At 59.2% G+C, this 20074-nt stretch carries 19 protein-coding genes; 9 read left to right on the top strand and 10 right to left on the bottom strand.

Annotated elements, in window-relative coordinates:
- The 4 genes from pta to AC2FPW_RS15985 all read left to right on the top strand — a co-directional run.
- Positions 1 to 967: phosphate acetyltransferase (gene pta, locus AC2FPW_RS16000; protein ID WP_496814497.1), on the top strand; the 967-nt coding region annotated here is incomplete at its 5' end.
- 90 nt (positions 968 to 1057) lie between these two features.
- Complete coding sequence (locus AC2FPW_RS15995; protein ID WP_496814495.1) at positions 1058 to 3877, top strand: molybdopterin oxidoreductase family protein; 2820 nt, start codon at positions 1058 to 1060, stop codon at positions 3875 to 3877.
- A gap of 109 nt (positions 3878 to 3986) precedes the next feature.
- Positions 3987 to 4736, top strand: a complete 750-nt coding sequence (locus tag AC2FPW_RS15990) for a 4Fe-4S dicluster domain-containing protein (protein WP_267363598.1) — start codon at positions 3987 to 3989, stop codon at positions 4734 to 4736.
- Entirely contained in the window at positions 4736 to 5608 is an 873-nt protein-coding gene (locus AC2FPW_RS15985) for a dimethyl sulfoxide reductase anchor subunit family protein (protein WP_496814493.1), read from the top strand. Before AC2FPW_RS15990 ends, AC2FPW_RS15985 begins: the two co-directional genes overlap by 1 nt.
- Before the next feature lie 134 nt (positions 5609 to 5742).
- On the opposite strand, the gene dapA is transcribed toward AC2FPW_RS15985, so the two are convergent.
- Positions 5743 to 6615, bottom strand: a complete 873-nt coding sequence (gene dapA / locus AC2FPW_RS15980; protein WP_267363596.1) for a 4-hydroxy-tetrahydrodipicolinate synthase — start codon at positions 6613 to 6615, stop codon at positions 5743 to 5745.
- A gap of 134 nt (positions 6616 to 6749) precedes the next feature.
- Between dapA and AC2FPW_RS15975 the strand changes: the two genes are divergently transcribed.
- Entirely contained in the window at positions 6750 to 8723 is a 1974-nt protein-coding gene (locus AC2FPW_RS15975) for a lytic transglycosylase domain-containing protein (protein WP_496814491.1), read from the top strand.
- Here the strand turns inward: AC2FPW_RS15975 and AC2FPW_RS15970 are convergent.
- Together AC2FPW_RS15970 and mnmC2 are read right to left on the bottom strand one after the other, a co-directional pair.
- Positions 8697 to 9566 carry a DMT family transporter gene (locus AC2FPW_RS15970; RefSeq protein WP_480484082.1) on the bottom strand — a complete coding sequence of 290 codons (870 nt, stop codon included), beginning with the start codon at positions 9564 to 9566 and terminating at the stop codon, positions 8697 to 8699. The genes AC2FPW_RS15975 and AC2FPW_RS15970 overlap by 27 nt on opposite strands.
- The gene (gene mnmC2, locus AC2FPW_RS15965; protein ID WP_496814489.1) at positions 9563 to 10228 is read right to left on the bottom strand and encodes a tRNA (5-methylaminomethyl-2-thiouridine)(34)-methyltransferase MnmC2; all 666 of its coding nucleotides are present in this window, start codon (positions 10226 to 10228) and stop codon (positions 9563 to 9565) included. Before mnmC2 ends, AC2FPW_RS15970 begins: the two co-directional genes overlap by 4 nt.
- Before the next feature lie 55 nt (positions 10229 to 10283).
- On the opposite strand from mnmC2, the gene AC2FPW_RS15960 reads away from it, so the two are divergent.
- Positions 10284 to 11318 carry an NAD(P)/FAD-dependent oxidoreductase gene (locus AC2FPW_RS15960; protein ID WP_496814487.1) on the top strand — a complete coding sequence of 345 codons (1035 nt, stop codon included), beginning with the start codon at positions 10284 to 10286 and terminating at the stop codon, positions 11316 to 11318.
- Here the strand turns inward: AC2FPW_RS15960 and AC2FPW_RS15955 are convergent.
- The 4 genes from AC2FPW_RS15955 to AC2FPW_RS15940 all read right to left on the bottom strand — a co-directional run bounded on the left by AC2FPW_RS15955 (position 11310) and on the right by AC2FPW_RS15940 (position 14271).
- Complete coding sequence (locus tag AC2FPW_RS15955) at positions 11310 to 12101, bottom strand: HTD2 family dehydratase (RefSeq protein ID WP_496814485.1); 792 nt, start codon at positions 12099 to 12101, stop codon at positions 11310 to 11312. The genes AC2FPW_RS15960 and AC2FPW_RS15955 overlap by 9 nt on opposite strands.
- A gap of 15 nt (positions 12102 to 12116) precedes the next feature.
- Positions 12117 to 12659, bottom strand: coding sequence for an NADPH-dependent FMN reductase (locus tag AC2FPW_RS15950; RefSeq protein ID WP_496814483.1), 543 nt, complete (start codon positions 12657 to 12659; stop codon positions 12117 to 12119).
- A 122-nt stretch (positions 12660 to 12781) separates the two neighbouring features.
- Complete coding sequence (locus AC2FPW_RS15945) at positions 12782 to 13453, bottom strand: YiaD family glycine zipper/OmpA-like lipoprotein (RefSeq protein ID WP_480484182.1); 672 nt, start codon at positions 13451 to 13453, stop codon at positions 12782 to 12784.
- Positions 13454 to 13578: 125 nt separating this feature from the next.
- Positions 13579 to 14271 carry a helix-turn-helix transcriptional regulator gene (locus tag AC2FPW_RS15940; RefSeq protein WP_496814481.1) on the bottom strand — a complete coding sequence of 231 codons (693 nt, stop codon included), beginning with the start codon at positions 14269 to 14271 and terminating at the stop codon, positions 13579 to 13581.
- A 104-nt stretch (positions 14272 to 14375) separates the two neighbouring features.
- On the opposite strand from AC2FPW_RS15940, the gene AC2FPW_RS15935 reads away from it, so the two are divergent.
- A complete protein-coding gene (locus AC2FPW_RS15935; protein WP_267363584.1) occupies positions 14376 to 14567 on the top strand; it encodes a hypothetical protein in 192 nt (63 codons plus the stop codon).
- A 2-nt stretch (positions 14568 to 14569) separates the two neighbouring features.
- On the opposite strand, the gene AC2FPW_RS15930 is transcribed toward AC2FPW_RS15935, so the two are convergent.
- Entirely contained in the window at positions 14570 to 15217 is a 648-nt protein-coding gene (locus tag AC2FPW_RS15930) for an RluA family pseudouridine synthase (RefSeq protein ID WP_480920559.1), read from the bottom strand.
- A 92-nt stretch (positions 15218 to 15309) separates the two neighbouring features.
- On the opposite strand from AC2FPW_RS15930, the gene AC2FPW_RS15925 reads away from it, so the two are divergent.
- Together AC2FPW_RS15925 and AC2FPW_RS15920 are read left to right on the top strand one after the other, a co-directional pair.
- A complete protein-coding gene (locus AC2FPW_RS15925; protein ID WP_496814479.1) occupies positions 15310 to 15720 on the top strand; it encodes a nuclear transport factor 2 family protein in 411 nt (136 codons plus the stop codon).
- A gap of 4 nt (positions 15721 to 15724) precedes the next feature.
- Positions 15725 to 16438, top strand: a complete 714-nt coding sequence (locus AC2FPW_RS15920; RefSeq protein ID WP_496814477.1) for an SGNH/GDSL hydrolase family protein — start codon at positions 15725 to 15727, stop codon at positions 16436 to 16438.
- On the opposite strand, the gene rarD is transcribed toward AC2FPW_RS15920, so the two are convergent.
- Both rarD and AC2FPW_RS15910 read right to left on the bottom strand, forming a co-directional pair.
- On the bottom strand, positions 16429 to 17334 hold the full coding sequence (rarD, locus tag AC2FPW_RS15915; protein WP_267363579.1) for an EamA family transporter RarD: 906 nt from the start codon (positions 17332 to 17334) through the stop codon (positions 16429 to 16431). The genes AC2FPW_RS15920 and rarD overlap by 10 nt on opposite strands.
- Before the next feature lie 260 nt (positions 17335 to 17594).
- Positions 17595 to 20048, bottom strand: a complete 2454-nt coding sequence (locus AC2FPW_RS15910; RefSeq protein ID WP_496814475.1) for a GcvT family protein — start codon at positions 20046 to 20048, stop codon at positions 17595 to 17597.
- Positions 20049 to 20074 lie beyond the last annotated feature (26 nt).

Genomic DNA, 20074 nt, shown 5'->3' with positions numbered 1-20074 from the left:
GGCCACCCGTCCCATAATCGCCCTCAGCGAAGGCAACGACCCCCGCATCACAAAAGGGGCCATCAACGCGCAGAGGGCCAATCTGGCCGATATCATTCTGGTTGGCCCGTACGCCGAGGTCGAAGCAGCCCTGAAAGATCAAGGGGCTGCTGCCTCTCGGGGCGTTGAGATCCATGACCCCAAGACTTCGGACCTGACCGAAGAGTTTGCCGAGGCCTTTTTCGAACTGCGCCGGCATAAAGGCGTCGATCGGGCCAAGGCCCGTGCCGCCGTTGAAACACCCCCCGTCTATGCCGCCATGCTGGTGCGCAGCGGACGTGCCACCGGCACCGTAGGAGGGGCCGTTCACACGACCGGCGAAATCGTCCGTGCGGCGATCCAGGTGATTGGCATGGCCCCCGATGCAGGAATGGTGTCGTCTTTCTTCCTGATGTACCCGCCGGAAAACGCTCAGCCCGGGGCGCGGGCGATGCTGTATTCCGATTGCGGGCTGGTCATCAATCCGACCGCGAGCGAGCTGAGCAAGATCGCCATCGCATCCGCCACATCGGCCCGGACGCTGCTGCAGGTCGATCCAAAGATCGCGATGCTCAGCTTTTCCACCAAGGGCAGCGCCAAGCATCCCGACGTGGACAAGGTGATCGAGGCCACTGAGGCGCTGCGCCAAGCCGCGCCGGACCTGAATGTCGACGGTGAATTGCAATTTGACGCCGCCTTTGTACCTTCGGTTGGCGAGCGAAAATCGCCGGGATCGTCTGTCGCCGGACAGGCCAACGTGATGATCTTTCCCAACCTTAATGCTGGTAATATCGGCTACAAGATCACCCAAAGGTTGGGGGGCTACACCGCTATCGGTCCGGTTTTACAGGGACTGGCCAAACCCGCCAACGACCTGTCCCGCGGATGCAGCGCCGAGGATGTGACCCAGATGATCGCCGTGACCGCGCTACAGGCAAATGGACTGTAACACTGAATTTACGCACCGCCTCCGGAATGATGTTCTAAAATACCGAGGAAACTGACAATATCCTCCCGCAATAACCAACTGGACCCGCAAATGACCCATCAGCAGCCGATCCTTGATACGTCACCGAAAGTCTCGGACGAAATCCGCAGGACCACCTGCTACATGTGCGCTTGTCGATGCGGCATCAACGTCCACATGAAAGACGGCAAGGTTGCCTATATCGAAGGCAATCGCGACCACCCGGTGAACAAGGGTGTCCTGTGCGCCAAGGGGTCTGCCGGGATCATGCAGGTCAACGCCCCCTCGCGCCTGCGCAAGCCACTGAAACGGGTCGGCCCGCGTGGCTCGGGTGAATTTGAGGAGATCAGCTGGGACGAAGCGCTGGAACTGGCGGTTAGCTGGCTGGAGCCAATCCGCAAAGACAACCCGGAAAAGCTTGCCTTTTTCACCGGCCGGGACCAAAGCCAGAGCTTCACCAGCTTCTGGGCGCAAAATTTCGGAACCTGCAACTATGCGGCGCATGGTGGCTTCTGTTCGGTCAACATGGCTGCGGGCGGCATTTATACGATGGGTGGCGCATTCTGGGAATTCGGCCAGCCTGATTGGGATCACACCAAGCTGTTCATGCTGTTTGGCGTGGCCGAAGACCACGACTCCAACCCGATCAAAATGGGTATTGGCAAGATCAAGGCGCGCGGTGCGCGCGTTATCGGCGTCAACCCCATCCGCAGCGGATACAATGCCGTCGCCGATGATTGGGTCGGCATCACACCGGGAACTGACGGGCTGTTCATCCTGTCGTTGATCCATGTGCTGATGAAAGCCGGAAAGATCGATCTCGACTATCTCAGCCGCTACACCAATGCCCCGGTTTTGGTGGACGCGTCCGAAGGTGCCGGAAAGGGCCTGTTCCTGCGCGACGATGACGGAAAGCCCCTGGTCATCGACCGGAATACAGGCAAGCTGACGGCTTTCGACACGCCGGGCGTTCGCCCGGATTTGTCGGCGGTCTACGAAACCGACGGTGTCGTTCATCGCCCTGTATTTCACTTGATGGCAGAAAAATACCTGTCCGAGGAACACGCGCCCGAAGCTGTTGCCGAAAAATGCGGTATCCCCGCCAATCGCATTCGCGCGATTGCAGCGGAACTGGCGCGCGTCGCCTTTGACGAGGCGTTTGAGCTCGATCACGAATGGACCGATTTCCGGGGCGAGAAACACACCAAGATGGTTGGCCGCCCTGTTGCAATGCATTCGATGCGCGGCGTATCGGCTCATGCCAATGGATTCCAGACCTGCCGCGCGCTGCACGTGCTGCAAATCATCCTGGGCACGGTCGAGGTTCCCGGCGGCTTCCGCTTCAAGCCCCCCTACCCCAAACCGGTCGAGGCGCACCCGACACCGCATTGCAAGGTGACGCCCAATTCTCCGCTGGATGGCCCGCATCTGGGGTTCGTCCGCGGCCCGGAACACCTTGCACTGAAGGAAGATGGCAGCCCCGCGCGGATCGACAAGGCGTTCACCTGGGAAAACCCGATGTCCAGTCACGGGCTGATGCATATGGTGATCTCGAACGCACATGCGGGCGACCCGTACAAGATCGATACGCTGTTCATGTACATGGCCAACATGTCGTGGAACTCGACCATGAACACCAAGGGTGTCATCGAGATGCTGACGGACAAAGATGAAAACGGCGATTACGTGATCCCGCGCATCATCTATTCGGACGCCTATTCTTCCGAGATGGTGGCTTACGCGGACCTCATCCTGCCGGACACGACCTACCTCGAACGCCACGACTGTATCTCGCTGCTGGATCGCCCGATTTGCGAGGCGGATGCGGCCGCTGACGCAATCCGCTGGCCTGTGATCGAACCGGACCGCGACGTGCGCGGATTTCAGTCAGTATTGATCGATCTCGCTAACCGCATGAAACTTCCGGGTTTCACCCATGAAGACGGCAGCGCAAAATGGGTCGATTACGCCGACTACATCGTCAATCACGAACGCAAACCGGGTATTGGCCCGCTGGCCGGATTCCGCGGTGAAAACGCCGACAAAGAAGGGCGCGGAGAGGTCAACCCGGATCAGTTGAACAGCTATATCGAAAACGGCGGCTTCTACGTGGCGCATATCCCGCAGGGCGCGGATTACTACAAACCGTGGAATGCAGCCTATCAGGAATGGGCCGTGGGCATGGGGCTCTATGACAGCCCGCAGCCATACCTATTCCAGCTTTACTCCGAACCGATGCGCAAGTTTCAGCTGGCAGCCGAAGGTCATGGCGACCGACAGCCGCCTGATCATTTGCGCCAGCGGATCAAAGACACGATGGACCCGCTTCCGATCTGGTACGAAACCGATCAGCACGGCAACGACGGCTTCACGGTCAACGCGCTGACCCAGCGCCCGATGGCGATGTATCACAGCTGGGGCACGCAAAACGCCTGGCTGCGGCAGTTGCACGGGCGAAACCCGCTCTATGTACCGACCAGGCTGATGCGCAAGCACGGCCTGAACGACGGAGATTGGGCCAAAATCACATCCCCTCATGGTGAGATTACGGTCCCTGTGATGGAAATGGCCGCGCTGAACGACAACACCGTCTGGACATGGAACGCCATCGGCAAACGCAAAGGCGCCTGGGCCCTGCAAGAGGACGCGCCCGAGGCCACCAAGGGTTTCCTGCTCAACCACCTGATCCACGAATTGCTTCCGCCAAAAGGCGACGGGCTACGTTGGGCCAATTCCGACCCCATTACTGGTCAGGCCGCATGGTTTGACCTGAAGGTGAAAATCGAAAAGGCCGACGCGCCCGCCGATGCCCAAAGCCAGCCTCATTTTGACCCGATCAAATCACCTGTAGGAACTGGCCCTGCGAATTTGGCGTGGAAGGTGGGCAAATGACCCGGATCCGCACTTCATCTGGCCACAAATATCCCGGGGGTGAATTGAGCCGCAGGCTCAAGAGGGGGCTGGCCCCCTCACCCGTCCTCAACAGCACAGGTATCCTGACATGACCCAGCTACCGAACTCCACCGAGCGCAAGATGGGTCTGGTGATCGACCTGGACACCTGCGTTGGTTGCCATGCCTGCGTGATTTCCTGCAAAGGCTGGAACACGGAAAATTATGGCGCGCCGCTGTCCGATCAGGATGCCTATGGCGCCAATCCTTCGGGCACTTTCCTGAACCGCGTGCATTCCTACGAGGTGCAACCGGCGGAAGGGCACGCGCAACTGATCCATTTCCCTAAATCCTGCCTGCATTGCGAAGATGCGCCCTGTGTTACCGTGTGCCCGACCGGGGCCAGCTACAAGCGGGTCGAAGATGGCATCGTGCTGGTTAATGAAAGCGACTGTATCGGGTGCGGCCTGTGTGCCTGGTCCTGCCCCTATGGCGCGCGTGAACTGGACAAGGCCGAGGGGGTGATGAAGAAATGCACACTCTGCGTCGACCGGATCTATAATGAGAACCTGCCCGAGGTGGACCGGATTCCCTCCTGTGTCCGAACCTGTCCGGCGGGCGCGCGGCACTTTGGCGATCTGGGCGATCCGGACAGCGACGTCAGCAAGCTTGTTGCGGATCGCGGCGGAATGGACCTGATGCCCGAAATGGGCACCAAACCCGTCAATAAATATCTGCCGCCGCGCCCGAAAGACACGGTGGAAGATCAGATCGACATCCTGGCCCCCCTGTTGGCACCTGTCGCTGAAGAGCCCAAGGGCTTCCTCGGCTGGCTCGACAAGACGTTGGAGAAACTCTGATGCATCCTGCACCCTCCGTCATCCTCTTCACCACCCTGTCCGGTCTGGGCTTCGGTTTGCTCTTTTTCCTTGGTCTTGGCATTCCGGCTGTCTCGGGCTGGGTGGCCTTTGTGTTCTTCGCCATTGCTTACGGTTTGGCCGTCGGAGGGCTGATGGCCTCGACCTTCCATCTCGGCCACCCGGAACGGGCCTGGAAGGCTTTTACTCAATGGAAAACCAGCTGGCTCAGCCGTGAGGGCTGGTGTGCCGTGCTCGCCCTGGTCGTCATGGGGCTTTACGCGATTGGCGTGGTGTTTCTGGATCGGCAATGGAGCCTGCTGGGTTGGATCGGAGCGTTGATGTCACTGGCGACCGTGTTCACGACTTCGATGATCTACACGCAACTCAAGACTATCCCGCGCTGGAATATGAACCTGACCCCCGCCATGTTCCTGAGCTTCAGCCTGGCAGGTGGTGCGTTGCTGGCTGGCCAGACACGGGTTGCCATTCCGCTTCTGCTGATCGCCGCTTTGGTTCAAATCCTGTATTGGAAGAAAAGCGACAAAGCGCTGGAAGCATCCGGAACGAATCTGGGCACAGCCACAGGTTTGGGTAACCGGGGTACCGTCAGAGCGTTCGAGCCACCGCATACCGGTACCAACTATCTACTGCGTGAGTTTGTTCATGTGGTCGGGCGCAAACATGCCGATAAGCTAAGGGTGATCTCGTTTGTATTGGCCTTTGTCCTGCCGGTTCTGTTTCTGGTCCTGCCATTCAACCATTTCCTGGCCCTGCTGGCAGTGGCATCGCATCTGGCAGGCATCGCGACCTCGCGCTGGTTGTTCTTTGCGCAGGCTGAACATGTCGTAGGGCTTTATTACGGCAAACGCTGAGGGGGCTCTGCCCCCGCCCGCGGCAAGCCGCAGCTCCCCCGGGATATTTTTGGCCAGATGAAGTTTGGATCCTGAAAACCAAAAAGGCGGCACTCGGTAGTCGAGGCCGCCTTTAATGGTTTCTGAAGGCCGGGTTAGATGAGGCCCGCGTGCGCCATTGCCGCATCAATCGCGGCTTTTGTGTTGTCTTCCAGCTCAGTCAGAGGTGAGCGGACTTCGGTGCTGCAGAGACCCAGTTTGCTGAGCGCGTATTTGGCGCCGACCAACCCGGGTTCTATAAAGATCGCTTCGTGCAGCGGCATCAGCTTGTCCTGGTATTCCAGTGCCTTTGCATAATCGCCCGACAATGTGGCCTGCTGGAATTCGGCGCATAGCCTGGGAGCCACGTTTGCGGTGACTGAAATGCATCCGACACCACCATGGGCGTTAAAACCCAGTGCAGTGGCGTCTTCACCGGATAGCTGGCAGAAGTCCTTGCCACAGATCGCACGCTGCTGGCTGACGCGCGCCAGATCGCCCGTCGCATCCTTGACCCCGACAATACGCGGCAACCGGGCCAGTTCGCCCATGGTGGCCGGGGTCATGTCGATGACCGATCGCCCGGGAATGTTGTAGATGATGATCGGAATATCCGCAGCCTCGTGCAGGGCTTGGAAATGCGCGATCAGGCCGCGTTGAGTCGGTTTGTTGTAGTAAGGCGTGACAACCAGCGCCGCATCGGCACCAACTTTTTCGGCGAACTGAACGAACCGGACGGCTTCGACCGTGTTGTTCGACCCGGCACCGGCAATAACCGGAACACGGCCAGCAGCCGTTTTGACCACTTCTTCGATGACCGTTTCGTGTTCGTCGTGGCTGAGCGTCGGGCTTTCGCCGGTGGTTCCAACAGGCACCAGCCCGGTCGAGCCTTCGGAGATCTGCCATTCAACCAGATGTTTAAGCGTCTTCAGGTCCAACTCGCCGTTGTTGAACGGAGTGACGAGGGCTGGCATCGAGCCTTTGAACATGACACGCTCCTTAAGGTGCATATTGCGGTTTTTTGCGCCCTGGTCACTCACGTTTCCAGCTTTGTGAGTTGATCCCGGCGGCGCAAGGTTTATCCTCACAGGCTCTATCCTCGGTTGGTTGGGAAATGCAAGGGATGACACGCTTTCTGGCACTGTTGACTGGAGTGATTCTATACGCAGTGACGACACCGCAAGCCGCACGCGCGGATGCGGCCGATGATTTGCGAACCGGGCTGTATGAAATGCGCAAGGGCGACTGGAATGCGGCGCTGCGCGTATCGGGCCAGCGCGGCTCGGTCTCGCGCGATGTCATCGTCTGGCACTGGTTGCGTGAGGGATTTGGCAGCTCGGGCGATGTGCTGGTGTTTCTCGAACGCCGCCCGGACTGGCCCGGGCTGGACTGGCTGCGCCGCAAGAGTGAGCCGGTCTTTACCGGGGCTGATCCGGACAGGGTTCTGAAGTTTTACGCTGGCTTGCCCCCTCAGACTGCTGAAGGCGCGCTGAACTATGCGGTGGCCCTTAAGGCCAAAGGGCGCATTGGCGAGGCGGAGGCCGATATCGTGACAGCCTGGCGTACCTTGCCGATGGGGTCGGGGTTGCAAAAGGACTATCTGGAGAATTTTGCCAAACTGCTGAAGCCGCACCATGCCGCGCGGCTGGACCGGATGCTGTGGGATGGCCATTTGGTCAGCGCAGAACAGATGCTGCCCTTGGTCAGCACCGACGAGCGCAAGTTGGCCGAAGCGCGGATCGCATTGCAGAAACGCCAGCCAGGCGTAGACGGCAAGGTGGCGGCGGTGCCGAAGTCGCTGGCAGATACGCCGGGGCTGGCATTCGACCGTTTTGTCTGGCGGGACAAGAAAGAACTGGATGACAGCGCCGTCGACCTGATGCTGGCACGGTCAAGCGGACCGGAAGCCCTGGGCGAGCCTGACAAATGGGCCGAGGGTCGCCGCCGTCTGGCCCGGCTCGAGATGCGATCGGGGCGGGCAGCGCGCGCTTATGACGTAGCGGCCAAGCACCATATGACCCCCGAAATGGGATATTCCTATGCGGATCTGGAGTGGCTGGCCGGGTTTTTGGCCCTGCGCAAACTGAATGACCCCGCCACAGCCGTGCGACACTTCCAGAATTTTTCGGATGCCGTGCAATCGCCAATCTCGAAAGGGCGCGGCGGCTATTGGCTGGGGCGGGCTTACGCCGAGCTTGGGGACGCAGACAAAGCCTATGAGGCCTACGCCATGGGCGCGGACCATCAGACCTCTTTTTATGGTCTTCTGGCGGCGGAACGGATCGGACGACCATTTGACAAGGAACTGGCCAATCCGCGTCGCGCCCCGCATTGGCGTCAGGCAGATTTCGCCGATTCCAGCGTTCTGGAAGCCGGGCTGCTGTTGCTCAAGGCCGGCGAAGACAACTTGTCCGAGAGGTTCCTGACCCATCTTGTCGAAGGTCTTGACCCTGTGCAGGCCAATCAGTTGGGCGACCTTGCGATTGAGCTGAAACAGCCACATCTGGCCGTGATGATCGCCAAGCGGGCAGCGACCACGGGCACCGTTTTGCCTGCGGCCTATTACCCGGTTCATCCGGTGGCCGACATGCGCCTGCCAATGGCCAAGGAAATGACGCTGGCCATCGCGCGGCGCGAAAGCGAATTTGATCCGGTTGTCGTCAGCGGCGCGGGGGCGCGCGGCCTGATGCAAGTGATGCCTGCAACAGCCAAGCTGGTGGCTGGAGAACTGGGGATACTCAGCGGCCATCAGACCGGTCGGTTGACGTCGGACTGGCAATACAATGCCAAGCTTGGCGCCAACTATCTTTCGGGCCTTGCGACCGAGTTCAACGGGAATGTCGTCATGATGGCGGCCGGATACAATGCCGGTCCAAAGCGCCCGATCTCGTGGATGGAACGCTATGGTGATCCGCGCACCGGTGAGGTGGATATCGTAGACTGGATTGAGACCATTCCGTTCAATGAGACGCGCAATTATGTGATGCGCGTGACCGAAAGCCTGCCGGTCTACCGCGCCCGTCTGGGGCAGCCCGCCCTGCCGGTTCCGTTTTCGCAGGAACTGATCGGATCATCGCTGGCGGCGTTCGCGCCATAAGGTAAACAGACCTGCGGCCACAACAATCGCTGCGCCCGTGACAACTTCGGGGCGCAGTTTTTCACCAAAGATCGAAATACCCAGAATCGCGCTCCAGACCAGGTGGAAATAGGCGAAGGGTTGGACGGCGCTGGCTTCGGCCATCTCATAACATTTGATCAGCAGCCAGTGCCCCGTTGCCCCGCTGACGCACAGCAACGCCATCCACAGCCAGTCGCTGCGGGCCATTGGCTCCCAGAACCACATTCCAAAAAGGGTCATGGCGATGGCACCAACAACGCCGGTCCAGAAAAAGCTGGTGGCCGTGCTGTCCTGACGTGCGACGTAGCGCGTCAGCAGGCCGTAAATCGCAAACAAAAACGCCGAGATCAGCGGTATGACGGCCCAAGGATCAAAAACACCAACGCCCGGCTGCAGAATGATCAGAACACCAATGCAACCGACACCGATCGCAACCCAGCGCCGCCATCCAACCTTTTCACCCAGAACCGGACCGCTCAGCGCGGCGACAAGCAGGGGATAGCTTATGAAAACGGCCATACTGTCGATCAGACCGAGCACTGTGAAACCGAACACGGCGACGCAGATCTCGGTGGCCAGCAGCAGGCCCCGCAGTATCTGAAGCCCCATCTGGTTCGTCTGCATGGCCGCCCTTAACCCGCCGGAAGATCGCGCCGCCAGTGCAATGACAAAGGCCGCAAAGAACCAATAGCGGATCATCACCACCATGTAGGTGTTATAGGTTCCGGCCAAATGGCGTGAGATACCGTCCTGCAAGGCAAAGACAATCGTCGCGCCCACCATCAGGGCGATACCCGCACCTGCATTGTTTTTCTGCGTCATGCCTTGAGCGCCCGCGTCATGTGCCGCTTGCGGCCATAGCCGGATGTACGGGTGACGGTGAAACCGGCATCCTGAAGCCCGCGGCGAACAAACCCGGAGGCCGTATATGTGGCTGCCGTGCCATCGGTGGCAGTATGCGCCGCCACTTGCTGCATCAGCTCTGCCCCCCACAATTCAGGGTTCTTAGCCGGAGAGAACCCGTCAAGGAACCAGGCGTTGGCCATGCCTGCCCATTGCGGCAGGCTGTTGCGCGCATCGCCGATGATCACTTCGCATTGAAGGGTTTCAAGATCGCAGGCGTGACCTGTCCAATGGGCCAGAAACTGGCTGCTCCACGGGTGTAACTCGGGGAAGGCCTCAAGCGCGTGACGCATATCATCCGTGGCCATGGGAAAGGCTTCGAAACTGGTGAACCGAAGCGGGCCTGTTTGGCCGGATTTCTCCCATTCAGACCAAACCGTCAGCAGGTTCAGACCGGTCCCAAAGCCCAACTCGGCAATATGAAACCCCGGCGCAAAGCGTTCTGGCAGACCATTGCCTGCCAGAAACACATGGCGCGTCTCTTCCAGCCCGTTTTGCAACGAGTAGTAGGGATCGTCGAAACGGTCCGAGACCGGTATCTGATCCTCGGTCCACGTCAATTCGGCATGCTGGTCTGCCATCGGGGAATCCTGTAGCTAAGCGGCGCGACACTGAACAAGGAAAAGGGAATTGGCAATGGTCGATGTGACGGTTCGCGGGGCAGGAATTTTCGGCCTGTCCATCGCCTGGATCAGCGCCCGGCGGGGCGCGAAGGTACAGGTTGTCGATCCTTTTGGGCCGGGCTCCGGGTCCAGCGGCGGCCTGGTGGGAGCCTTGGCCCCGCATGTGCCTGAAAACTGGAATGCCAAGAAAGCTTTTCAGTTCGACAGCCTGATCATGGCCGAACCCTTTTGGCAGCAGGTCGAGGGTACCGGCGGCGTTTCCCCCGGCTATGGCCGTCTGGGCCGTCTTCAACCCATTCCTGACGCCCGCAGCCTTGATCTGGCCCGGCAACGCGAAGGTTCAGCCGATCAGCTTTGGCAGGGGCAGGCAGAGTGGCGGGTGATCAGCACATCGCAGGCCGGATCGTGGTGCCCGCCCAGCCCCACCGGCTTTGTCATCCGCGATACACTGACAGCGCGCATGCATCCCCGGCGGGCCTGCGCTGCGTTGGTTGCAGCCCTTGAGGTGATGGGCGTTCACGTTGTCAGTAACGCTGATGATAAAGGACAGGTTGTCCACGCCACGGGCCTAGCAGGATTACTGGAACTGAACGACGCCTACGGAAAAACCGTCGGAAACGGTGTCAAAGGCCAGGCCGCCCTGTTGCGCTTTGATGCAGGAGAGATGCCACAGCTATTCGCAGATGCGGTCCATATCGTGCCACATGCGGACGGAACGCTTGCAATCGGATCAACGTCTGAACGGGATTATGACGACCCGACCAGCACAGACGGTGCTTTGGACGATGTCATAGACCGCGCCACGCGCGCGCTGCCGCTTTTGCACGGGGCCGAGGTGATCGAACGTTGGGCCGGGGTGCGTCCCCGCAGCAAAAGTCGCGCCCCGATGTTGGGCCTGCATCCGTTGCACCAGGGTCAATTCATCGCCAATGGCGGCTTCAAGATCGGATTTGGCATGGCTCCGAAAGTGGCCGAGGTCATGGCTGATCTGATACTGGAGGATCGGGATTCGATCCCCGATGACTTCCGCCCCAAAGCCTCACTGTGATAGGGCCACAGCCTTCATGCATTCCCGCCCGTCCGGGCCGCGCACCCACATGTCCTGACCGTTCCGGCACAGCTGGGCAGTCTCGAAATGCATCAACGGTGAGGTCGCACGGAAAGAAAACGATTTGAGTGGTCCGCCAAGATCAACTGCAAACAGCATCAGAAGCTGCGCCAGAAGTGGCCCGTGCACAACCAGCCCTTCATATCCTTCCACATCGCGTGCATAGTCCAGATCGTAGTGAATGCGATGGCCGTTGAAGGTCAGCGCCGAGTAGCGAAAAAGCAGGGTGGTATCGAACGCAACCGCACGGATATCCGTTTCATCCGTGCGCGATCGGGGCGGCGTCTGAGTCATCACACCCGGCGTGGGGTCTTCACGATAAACAAGATCCTGCCATTCGGTCAGACAAAGTTGGCCACTTTGCCGTATCTCGTGCCGCAAAGTGACAAAACCCAACGGGCCGGACCGCCCCTCTTTTGTGCTTTGGTTATCAAGAACCGATGTCCTGTCAGCAGGTATACCCGCGATCAGCGGTGCATGAAATTCTAATTGCCCACCGGCCCACATTCTGCGGGGCAATCCCATATCCGGGATCAGGCCACCCACCTTGGGATGCCCATCCCGCCCCAGCGCAGCAGGCGGTTGCGGCGCCCAGAAATAGAGCTGATGGAAGAATGGCGGCAGAGCTGAACCATTGGCAATTGTTGGCTCAGAGCCCAAAGCAACCTGAAGCGATGCGGCACGGGCCGGATCAAGGATATCGCTTTGACGCTGTTCCAACATATGGGCAGTCCAAGCTTAGAAACCGGCCTCGGCCCTGAGTTTCTGCATCAGCATGTGCAGCGAGTTTTCGTATCGCTCGGACAACAACCTACCCTGATCGTCGAACTCATTCGAGCTGTCAGCAAGGTGAATTTCCGGACCCTGCAAGATACGGGGCTGAAAGGGCACCATGCAGGCGCGCAGGATCATCTGTGCCCTTTCCCCGCCGGCGCGGCCACCCGCAGCCGACATTACAGCAACCGGCTTGCCCGCCCACGGATTGCCTTTCGTCCGGCTGACCCAGTCCAGCGCGTTTTTCAGAACACCCGAAGGCCCTTTGTTGTATTCGGGCGTCGAGATGATCACCGCATCCGCCTGCCCGATCTGGTCGGCCAGCATCTGAACAGGTGCCGGTATCCCTTCGGCATCCTCCAGATCGCCATCATAAAGCGGCAGGTTCAGGTCTGCTTCGGTATAGCTGACAGGGTCGAACAACCGGGCCGCTTCGCGCAGCAGTTTGCGGTTCGTCGCGTCCTTGCGCAGGGAGCCGGACAGGCCAAGCAGGGTCGGTTGAGACATCAGGGACAACTCCGTTTCAGTGTTTCCCAATAGTTAGACCGAGATTGGCCCTGACCAAACCCCCATTGACGCACAGTCATTGCGCAACAGGGGCCGGGCCCGAACGGTCCTGCGTTTCAGGATCACGCGTTTCCGCTGGGGACCACAACAATCTCAACCCGACGGTTTTGCGCTTTTCCTTGCGGCGTCAGGTTGGACGCGACCGGGTTGTTTTCACCCTGACCGTAGGTTCTGATACGGCTGTAGCTGACACCATTGGCTTGCAGGATATCCGCGACCGCGTTTGCGCGACGCTCGGACAAACCCTGATTATAAGACGCGTCACCATCGCTGTCGGTATGACCGATGATCTGAACGTTCGAGTTGGGATAGTTGACAAGGTTCTGGCCCACTTTCACCAGATCCGCCCGCAGCGCCGGGCGCACGGTCGAGCTGTCTGTGTCAAATGTAATGTCATTCGGGACAGTCACGATCAGCCGGTCACCCGCATTGACGATTGTAATCCCGTCATTCGCCAGTTGTTGGCGCAACTCGGCAGCCTGCTTGTCCAACTGGTTGCCGATCAGACCGCCACCGGCGGCACCAATGGCGGCGCCGGCCAGCGCCCCAAGACCCGGGTTCGAATTATTGGCAATCGCGCCGACACCCGCACCGATAAGGCCGCCCAGAACCGCACCCTGCTTGGTATTTTTGTTGGGGTCGTTCTGCACGGTCAGGGTGCCCGGATCGGTACAGGCCGTCACGGCCATGATTGAACACAAGCCTGTCGCCAGGAAAAACTTTGAAATCGTCATGATATCACCTTCTGCTCCGGTACCCGTTCTTCGGGCTTGATCCATTTCACCCAGTATATCACTGCGCTTGCTCACAGGCTCAAGCAACAATGCGGTGAAATCGGCGATTACCCGCCAAAGGCCATTCATACCGGTTCCGCAAAGGTGCCCGCGAGCTGTTGCTCCTGCCAAAGATCGCGCAAAGATTTACCTTGCCCTAGAAATCCTTCGTCAGTGAATTCACTGGACCAGATGCGATCGGTTCTGAAATGGCGAAAGCCGTTTCGCATCTCGCACCACCCTGCCAGCAACGTGCATTCGACATGATAGATCAGCGCCAGCGGGCGCACCACGCGGATGGTTTGTTCGCCTTCACCATCTATATAGGTGATACGGATTTTCCGTTCTGCCCGAATAGCTTCGCGGTAATGCGAAACAGAAACACACCCCTTCTCGGGATCATCCGCCGGAGCCCCCCAGGGTGAAACCTGCAACCAATCGGTCGGGCTATGCAGAGCATCGATCTTCTGACAGATCCGACTGGCGGCGCGCTGCAGGTGGCTGTCGCCGGTGCGCGCCAGAAGAGACAGGCCAACCCACAGGGCTTCAACCTCTTCTGCGTCGAAATTCAGCGGCGGCAGATCGTAACCGCGCCGCATCATGTAACCGACACCGGCCTCACCTTCGATGGGTGTTCGCTGGGCCTGCAATTCGGCAATGTCACGATAGACAGTGCGAACGGACACCTCTAGCCGGGTGGCCAGTGCTTCTGCCGTGACCGGCGCACTTGCGGCCCGCAAGATCTGGATGATTTCAAACAAACGGGTCGAACGGCGCATCGCATTCTCCTGACACTCTGCTGACACCCTAGCACACCCCACTGACAACATGCTGTCAGCAGTGACGCGCGATAATGGGTGGATATCACACAAGGAGCCAAGAAATGCCGCACCTCGACAACCACGTCATGATGACACTGAAACTTGGCCAATGGTCACAGGACCACACACTGCGTGCCTTCGAGATTGAACGTGAGATCGCGCAGGAGCGCCATCGCCGCCAATCGGTTTCGACGAAACGAACAAGACGCATTTCGCTGGGCAACCTGAAGATGCTGTGGGCCAGAATTGCCTGAGATCAGAAATCGGGCTGGGCGCGAAACTTCATCGAATGCCCGCCCTCGGGATGCTTCAGGCGCAATTCTTCGGAATGCAGCATCAATCTGGGAAACTCCCTCGCCGCACCTGTTGCATAGAACGGATCGCCCAGGATCGGGTGACCCAATGCCTGCATATGAACGCGCAGCTGATGAGACCGCCCAGTTTTGGGAAACATACGCAAGCGAGAGGTCTCGCCCTCATGTTTCACAACGCGCCAATCGGTGACCGCAGGTTTGCCCGTATCATGACACACCATTTGTCTGGGCCGGTTGGGCCAGTCCACGATCAACGGCAGGTCAACCGTGCCGGTCTTTGGCTCCATCCGCCCCCAGACACGGGCAATATAGGTTTTCCGGGTCTGCCGCTTCTCGAACTGCATACTCAGATGCCTTTGCGCATGGGGTGTTTGGGCAAAAACCATGACACCTGATGTGTCCCGGTCCAGTCGATGCACAAGCAACGCCTGAGGGAAAGCCGCCTGCACGCGTGTCAGAAGGCAATCAGCCAGATGATCGCCCCGCCCCGGCACGGAAAGCAGGCCCGACGGTTTGTTCACCACAATCAGCTGCGCATCTTCGTGTAGTACGTCCAGGGCGGTTTGCGGGGGGGCATAGGTTTCGCTCATGCGGGCCTGCCTATCTCAGCGCGCACCTTCCCGCAACGTCGTCCTTGCGCGCCCGGTCATGTTCGGTGAACTTCTGCGCAGGAGGACAGGACATGCACCCGACAATTGAACGACTGCAAGAGGTTGTCGCCAAGGGCGATGAGGCGCTGATCCACGATCTGCTGGCCGAAGATGTGCAGTTCCTGCCACCAACCTATTACAGCACGTGGACCGGGCGCGCACCTGTGGCGGCCGTACTTGGCCATGTCGGGCAGGTCTTTTCCGACTTCCGGTATCGCCGGTTTATGGGCGCTGGCAACGATTGGGCGCTGGAGTTTCAATGCAAGATTGGAGATCTGGACGGCATTGGCGTTGACCTCATTACGCTGAACGAGGACGGTTTGATCCAAATCTTCGAAGTCGCCATGCGCCCCTACAAAACAGTCGGCGCTTTGCGCGAGGCGATGATGGCGCGCGTGATGACTGACGCTCGTTTTCTGGAATTCAAAAACTCCCTGACGTGACCTGATGATGCGCACCCTGATAGCACCCGACCAGGTTCTACGTGTGCCCTTGTTGCCCGTTCTGGCCACGCAAGCCCTTTTGGTGCGCCGCAACGCCCGGCTTTTGCCAGAGCCCACTGGCCCGCGAGAGGGCCGAACAGGGCGTGGCCCCCGCCTGCGTCTGCTGATCACCGGCGATAGCTCGGCGGCCGGAGTGGGCGCGGGAACTCAGGCGCAGGCCTTGTCGGGGCAGCTTGCGGACCGGTTGGCCAGACATCACACGGTTGAGTGGCAACTTGAGGCCACCACAGGGTACACGACGCTGGATACGATTGACCGCCTGAGGGACATAAAGGGCGAATTCGATGCGGTGGTCACGGCTTTGGGGGTGAATGACGTCACCCGCGCCGTCTCTTGCCGCACATTTGCGGATCGTCAGGCGCAGCTTATCAACATCCTGTCAAACGAACTGGGGGCGCGGCGAATAGTCATCACCGGCGTTCCGCAAATGAACAGGTTTCCGGCCCTGCCACATCCATTGGCCTGGGTGCTTGGCCGTCAGGCTGCGCGGCTGGATAATGCGTTGCAACAGGTTGTGTCCGTCCATCCCCATGTGCTGCACCTGAGGCTTGATCTGCCCGACGACCCGGCCCTGGCGGCACCGGACGGCTATCACCCAAGCCCCCGGGCCTATGCGCTGTGGGCAGATGCTGCAGCACGCCTGTTGCTTCAGGCCTGAGCCCGCGCCTGCCGGATCAATGGGATCGAGTAAATGACCAAAGCCACCCAGATCAGGGGGAATGCGATCATGCGTCCGGTGTCGATCTTCTCACCGAACAGAGTGATGGCTGTAATGAAAATCATAGTCGGCGCAATGTATTGTAGGATGCCCATGGTCGACAGGCGCACCAGCTTGGCTCCGTTCGCATAGACCAGCAATGGCACCGCCGTGACGATACCGGCGCAGGACAACAATGCGGTATCGGACATCGCTGCGCCGAAATGGCCTGTGCCTTGCACACCCAGCCAGGTGACATAGGCCAGGGCCGGGATCAAAAGGATCAGGACCTCAAGCAGAAAACCCTGGTTGGGACCAATTGGAAGGGATCTCTTAAAGAATGCATAGAAACCCCAACTGACCATCAAACCCAGCGCCGCCCAGGGAAGTCGCCCAGCCTCAAGCACAAGCACAAGAACGCCCAGCGCGGCAAGCCCCACCGCGAACAGCTGGGTCCGCGTCAGGGGCTCACGCAGCAAAATCGCGCCTAACGCGATACTGAACAGCGGGTTGATGTAATACCCCAACGCCGCGTCCAGCGCGTGCCCCGTCGAGATCGCCCAAACATAGATCGCCCAGTTCACGGAAATCAGCGCCGCCGTCAAAGCCGCCATGGCCAGCATCCGGGGATTGCCCAGTGCAGCTTTCAAGTCCCGGGTGCGCCCCAGCGCGACCAGCAGCAAACCTGCAACCGGAACAGACCAGATAACCCGATGCGCCACCACCTCGACAGGTCCAATGTGATCCATCGCCTTCATATAAAGCGGCAGGAATCCCCACATGACGTACGCCGTGACAGCCAAAGCCAAACCTTTGGGGGTATCCACATTCTGAGGTGGTAATGGCGTGGGTGTCACGAAGGCTCTCCGGTTGATACCGGTTCCGTTTACGGCAGAACTGAACGGATTGAAAACTCTGAAAACAGTGAAGTGTCACATAACGATTTGTGATAAGTTTGCTGACCGCAGCTGTTGCCGCCAAAATTGCGAGGCTCTGCCTAGTGCTCCGGGATATTTAGAGCCAGGTGAAGCAAGGGATCCGCACTTCATCTGGCCCAAAATATCCCGGGGGAGTCGCCCGGCACAGGCGGCGGGGGCAGCGCCCCCTCCCCTGTCTGTCAGACCTTCACCCGTTCGGATTTCGGGTCATACATCGGTTTAAGCGATGCTTCGGCTTTGACCTTCACGCCGCAAACATCGATCTCATAGGTTGAACCCAGAACGTCTGCGGCCTTTTCACCTTCGCACGGGACATAGCCCATTCCGATGGCACCACCGAGGCTATGACCGTAATTGCCGGAACTCAGGTAGCCGACATATTCGCCATCACGCACGATCGGCTCGTTGTGGAACAACAGCGGTTCAGGGTCGGTCAGACGGAACTGTACCAGACGGCTTTTGGGGCCGCTTTCTTTTCGTGCAATCACCGCCTCACGCCCAATGAAATCACAGCCTTTGTCCACCTTGACGGCAAAGCCAAGACCAGCATCAACCACGTGATCCTCACAGGTGATATCGTGGCCGAAGTGCCGGAAACCTTTTTCGATCCGGCAGCTGTCCATCATGTGCATACCACACAGCTTCAGCCCCATGTCCTGACCAGCCTCATGCAGGGTCTCAAAGACGTGGCCCGCCATGTCTGAGGAAATATAGATTTCCCACCCAAGCTCACCCACATAGGTCACGCGATGTGCACGGGCCAGGCCCATTCCGATCTCGATCTGCTGGGCAGTACCAAAGGGGTTGGTCGCGTTTGTGAAATCGTTGGGCGAGACGTTTTCCAGCAGAGCCCGGGCGTTTGGCCCCATGACAGCGAGAACGCCTTCACCCGCTGTGACATCTGTAATGACCACGTTGAAATCCCCGACATGGCGCATCATCCATGTCTGATCCGCCAAGCGCGTGGCTGCGGGGGTTACGACCAGATAGGCGGTTTCGGTCAGGCGGGTTGCGGTGACATCCGCTTCGATCCCGCCTGTGCGGTTCAAAAACTGCGTATAGACGATCTTGCCGACAGGGACCGAGTAGTCACCCCCGCCAATATAGTTCATGAACTTTTCGGCATCAGGGCCTTCCACACGAATCTTGCCGAAGGAAGACATGTCATACATGCCCACATTCTCGCGCACGGCTCGGTGCTCGGCAGCGGAATTCTCGAACCAGTTCTGGCGCTTCCAGCTGTACCGGTATTCGCGCTCCTGCCCTTCATTCGCGTACCAATTGGCCCGTTCCCAACCTGCGATTTCTCCAAAAACGGCGCCCTGTTCTTTCAGGTGATGGTGGAACGGGGTTCGGCGCACACCGCGTGCAGTGGCTTTCTGGCGATAGGGGTAGTGGTCGGCGTAGAGCAATCCCAACGTTTCTTTTGAGCGTTCAAATAGGTACTTCTTATTACCCTGAAACGGCTGCATCCGACCGATATCCACATCGCCCAGATCAAAGGGCTTTTCACCGGTATCCATCCACTCGGCCAGCGACATGCCCGCGCCACCGGCGGACTGGATACCGATCGAGTTGAACCCGGCCGCGACCCAAAAATTATCCATCTCGGGCGCCAGACCCAGGTGATAGGCGTCGTCGGGAGTAAAGGATTCGGGGCCGTTGAAGAAGGTGTGAATACCCGCCTCGGACAGCATTGGCATCCGGTTGCACGCCGCTTCGAGGATCGGTTCGAAGTGATCGAAATCCTCGGGCAGTTGGTCGAACTCGAAGTTGTCGGGAATACCGTTCATGGCCCAGGGTTTGGCATTGGGCTCGAATGCGCCCAACATCATTTTGCCCGCGTCTTCCTTGTAGTAGGCGCATTCATCTGGCACCCGCAGAACCGGCATTTGGCTCAACCCTTCAATGGGTTCAGAGACGATATAGAAGTGTTCGCAGGCGTGCAGCGGCACATTCACGCCGGCCATCTTGCCTACCTCGCGCCCCCACATTCCCGCGCAATTGACAACCATATCACAGGCGATATGCCCTTGGGATTGCCCGTCATCACTGACCCAGTCGACACCGGTCGCGCGCCGTCCGTGCCGGGAAATCCCGGTCACCTTCACCCGTTCCTTGATCACCCCACCGCGTTGACGCGCACCCTTGGCCAACGCCAAGGCAATATTAGCAGGATCCGCCTGGCCATCGGTTGGCAACCAAACGCCACCTGCCACGCCGTCGAGGTTGATATGCTCATATCGCTCTTTGACTTCGGTCGGAGAAAGCTCTTCGACCGGCACGCCAAAGGCGCGGGCCATTGCCGCATTTCGGTGAAGCTCCTCCAACCGCTCACTGGTCAGGGCGACCGAAACGGACCCGACCTGACGCAGGCCGGTGGCGACACCGGTCTCTTCCTCAAGGCCCAGATAGAGCTCTGCGGAATAACGCGCCAGTTTGGTCATGTTGGAAGACGCGCGCAGTTGCCCGATCAGGCCCGCCGCGTGCCAGGTGGTGCCGCTGGTCAGTTGCTTGCGTTCTAGCAGAACAACATCGGTCCAGCCCTTCTTGGTCAGATGATAGGCGACCGAACATCCGATGACGCCGCCACCGATGATGACCACTCGGGCCTTGCTGGGAAGATCAACCATCCTGAAATCTCCGCTGTGTCAGGTTT

This window comes from Ruegeria sp. SATB027, from assembly GCF_059613825.1.
The sequence above is the reverse complement of the archived record's forward strand: the minus strand, read 5'-3'. Positions and strand labels throughout refer to the sequence as shown.